This window comes from Mesorhizobium sp. M4A.F.Ca.ET.020.02.1.1 (genome assembly GCF_004022645.1).
GTDB lineage: Bacteria > Pseudomonadota > Alphaproteobacteria > Rhizobiales > Rhizobiaceae > Mesorhizobium.
The window spans coordinates 1-3,112 of sequence record NZ_RZOI01000706.1; the positions used below are offsets into that span (position 1 = coordinate 1).

Genomic DNA, 3,112 nt, shown 5'->3' on the forward strand with positions numbered 1-3,112 from the left:
CTGCCTTCCAGGCCAAGCCGCGCGACGAACGGCCGGCGCGCTTCGACCCGGACTCGCCCTTCGCCAAGCTCGCCGCCTTGCGCGACCAGCTGAAGAAGTAGCCCGCGGGTCCGATGGTCACCGATGCCCGCCAGCGCATCGACAAATGGCTGTTCTTCTCGCGCGCGGTGAAATCGCGCTCGCTGGCGGCGAAGCTCGTGGTCGCTGGCCGCGTGCGCATCAATCGCGACAAAGCAGCGCAGGCCTCCGACATTGTCCGGCCCGGCGACGTGCTGACCATCACGCTGGACCGGCGCATCCTGGTCTGGAAAGTGCTCGGCGCCGGCGCCAGGCGCGGCCCCGCCGAGGAGGCACGCCTGCTCTATGAGGATATGTCGCCGCAACCCACGCCGAAGGACGAGGCCGTTCCGGACGCTCTTCCGGCTTTACGCGAGGCCGGCAGCGGCCGCCCGACCAAGAAAGAAAGGCGGGAAACCGACCGGCTGCTCGGCGAGGATTGAGGGCGGGAACGATCTCAACCGCATCGAGGTTCTGCAACTCCATTCCGGGCGCGACGGCACCGTCAGGAATGGCCGCCCTTGCCAGCGACCGGCAAAGGCGTTACCTCACCAAAAAACCCAGCAGAAATGGGACGTCCCGGAGCCTGCGATGACCTATGTCGTGACCGACAATTGCATAAAATGCAAATACATGGACTGCATCGAGGTCTGTCCGGTCGACTGTTTCTACGAAGGCGAGAACATGCTCGTCATCCATCCGGACGAGTGCATCGACTGCGGCGTCTGCGAGCCGGAATGCCCGGCCGACGCGATCAAGCCGGATACCGAGCCGGGGCTTGAGAAATGGCTGCAGATCAACACCGAATATGCCGAGAAGTGGCCGAACATCACCGCCAAGAAGGAACCGCCGGCCGACGCGAAAAACTTCGACGGCGAGACCGGCAAGTTCGAGAAATATTTCTCGGCCGAGCCCGGCGAAGGCGACTAGCGCATGACCCCGAAAATCGGTTCCGATTTTCGGAAAGGATCATGCGCAAAATCAAAAGTGACGGTGCCGGTCCGGCCGGCGTGACGTAACGTAACGGGCATGAAACAGGAACTGCCTTGACAGGCAGCGGCGGCGCTTGGCCTTCGCGAATGCAGCAAAACCTTGATTCTTCCGACTTTTTGTGCTACATCAGCCAAACATGCCGGTGACACAACGTCGATTTATGGCGCAAACGCCCCAAATCACTGAAAGGTGAGCTTCTCAATCCGGACCAGAGCGATCTGGGGCAGGCGGTCGCAATTATGCGGTGTGCTTGCCCTGGCTTTTCCGGATGGGCTCATCTGTTGTGCGGCTAACGGTCGGCGATCCCGATCGCGCGAGTTCAGCCGGCGCCGCCATGCCGGCGCTACAACAAGGAGTTCAGGGCGTAATGGCAACGATCACCCCGCAGAAGAAGTCCAACGCAGCGCGTCACGGTTTCAAGACCGGCGAGTTCATCGTCTATCCGGCGCACGGCGTCGGCCAGATCGTCTCGATCGACGAGCAGGAAGTCGCCGGCCACAAGCTGGAACTGTTCGTCATCGACTTCCAGAAGGACAAGATGCGCCTCAAGGTGCCGGTCGCCAAGGCGACCTCCATCGGCATGCGCAAGCTGTCGGAAGAGGATTATGTCGACCGCGCGCTTAAGGTTGTGCAGGGCCGTGCCCGCATCAAGCGCACCATGTGGTCGCGCCGCGCCCAGGAATATGATGCCAAGATCAACTCGGGCGACCTGATCTCGATCTCGGAAGTCGTGCGCGACCTCTACCGCGCCGACAACCAGCCGGAGCAGTCCTATTCCGAGCGCCAGCTTTACGAGGCCGCGCTCGATCGCATGGCCCGCGAGATCGCTGCCGTCAACCGCATGTCGGAGACCGAGGCCGTGCGCCTTATCGAGGTCAACCTCAACAAGGGCCCGAAGCGCGGCGCCAAGGCCGACAATGAGGAAGCCGAACAGGAAGAAGCTGCCTGAGCTTTTTTCCTTCGCGAATTCAGAAAACCCGGCCTCGTGCCGGGTTTTTTGTTTCGGAAGGCTACTCGCCGCCAGTTTCCCTGTGCGATTCCTGCCTCAGCGAGGCAATGAAGCGTTTCGTCCGCTCGCGCTCCGGCCTGTCGAACACGACCGAGGCCGGGCCTTTCTCGACGACGACGCCGGCATCGAGGAACACCACCTCCTGCGCGATCTTGGAGGCGAGCCTCAGATCGTGCGTGGCCATCACCATGGTCGTGCCTTCCCGGGCGAGCTGGCCGAGCACGTCGACCACTTCCTGCGCGAGCTCCGGGTCGAGCGCCGAGGTCGGCTCGTCGCACAGCAGCACACGCGGCGACGGCGCCAGCGCCCGGGCGATCGCAACACGCTGCTGCTGGCCGCCTGACAGCGTCGCCGGCCAGGCATCGGCCTTGTGCGCCATGCCGACCTTCTCGAGCAGGGCCATTGCCCGTTCGCGGGCTCTGCCGGCCGTCCATCTCAGCACCGTCACCAGCCCTTCCATGACGTTCTCGATCGCGGTGCGATGCGGGAACAGCTGGAAGTTCTGGAACACCATGCCTGTCTGCAGGCGAATGCGCTGGATGTCCCTGGCGGGTACCTTGACCCCCGGACGGAACTGCAGCGTCTCCTCACCGATGCGCAGCGTGCCCGAGCTTGGAATCTCCAACAGATTGATGCAGCGCAGAAGAGTGCTTTTTCCGCCCCCAGAGGGGCCGACAAGCGCCGTCACGCTACCTTCCTCGATGCTGACGGTGACACCCTTCAGGACGAGATTGTCGCCGAACCGCTTCTCGATGTTGTCGAGGCCGATCATGCATTCGCCTCCAGGAAGCCGCCGTAGCGGTTGAGGCGTACCTCCAGCCGCGCCTGCAGCACCGACAGCACCGAGCTCATCACTAGGTAGAGCGCCGCCGCCTCGATGTAGAGGATCAGCGGCTCGTAGGTGGTGGCGACGATGCGCTGCGCCGCCTGGAACATCTCCGGCACGGTGATGGCGGCCGCCAGCGAGGTGTCCTTGACCAGAGAGATGAAGGTGTTGGAAAGCGGCGGCACGGCGACGCGCCCTGCTTGCGGCAGAATCGTGCGCCGCATCGA

5 protein-coding genes are annotated in these 3,112 nt (G+C 63.3%); 3 read left to right on the forward strand and 2 right to left on the reverse strand.

Annotated elements, in window-relative coordinates:
* Positions 1 to 113 precede the first annotated feature (113 nt).
* The 3 genes from EN742_RS29680 to EN742_RS29690 all read left to right on the forward strand — a co-directional run bounded on the left by EN742_RS29680 (position 114) and on the right by EN742_RS29690 (position 1,999).
* Complete coding sequence (locus EN742_RS29680) at positions 114 to 500, forward strand: RNA-binding S4 domain-containing protein (protein WP_126057903.1); 387 nt, start codon at positions 114 to 116, stop codon at positions 498 to 500.
* Positions 501 to 648: 148 nt separating this feature from the next.
* A complete protein-coding gene (gene fdxA, locus EN742_RS29685) occupies positions 649 to 987 on the forward strand; it encodes a ferredoxin FdxA (protein ID WP_126057902.1) in 339 nt (112 codons plus the stop codon).
* Between the two features lie 430 nt (positions 988 to 1,417).
* A complete protein-coding gene (locus tag EN742_RS29690; RefSeq protein WP_126057901.1) occupies positions 1,418 to 1,999 on the forward strand; it encodes a CarD family transcriptional regulator in 582 nt (193 codons plus the stop codon).
* Positions 2,000 to 2,060: 61 nt separating this feature from the next.
* On the opposite strand, the gene EN742_RS29695 is transcribed toward EN742_RS29690, so the two are convergent.
* Together EN742_RS29695 and EN742_RS29700 are read right to left on the reverse strand one after the other, a co-directional pair.
* Complete coding sequence (locus EN742_RS29695; RefSeq protein WP_126057900.1) at positions 2,061 to 2,831, reverse strand: amino acid ABC transporter ATP-binding protein; 771 nt, start codon at positions 2,829 to 2,831, stop codon at positions 2,061 to 2,063.
* Positions 2,828 to 3,112: ABC transporter permease subunit (locus EN742_RS29700; protein WP_128333592.1), on the reverse strand; the 285-nt coding region annotated here is incomplete at its 5' end. The genes EN742_RS29695 and EN742_RS29700, both read right to left, overlap by 4 nt.

Bases quoted from the DNA above. Each gene is read 5' to 3' on its own strand.
- EN742_RS29680 (WP_126057903.1), top strand. From the start codon at position 114: ATGGTCACCGATGCCCGCCAGCGCATCGACAAATGGCTGTTCTTCTCG.
- fdxA (WP_126057902.1), top strand. From the start codon at position 649: ATGACCTATGTCGTGACCGACAATTGCATAAAATGCAAATACATGGAC.
- EN742_RS29690 (WP_126057901.1), top strand. From the start codon at position 1,418: ATGGCAACGATCACCCCGCAGAAGAAGTCCAACGCAGCGCGTCACGGT.
- EN742_RS29695 (WP_126057900.1), bottom strand. From the start codon at position 2,831: ATGATCGGCCTCGACAACATCGAGAAGCGGTTCGGCGACAATCTCGTC.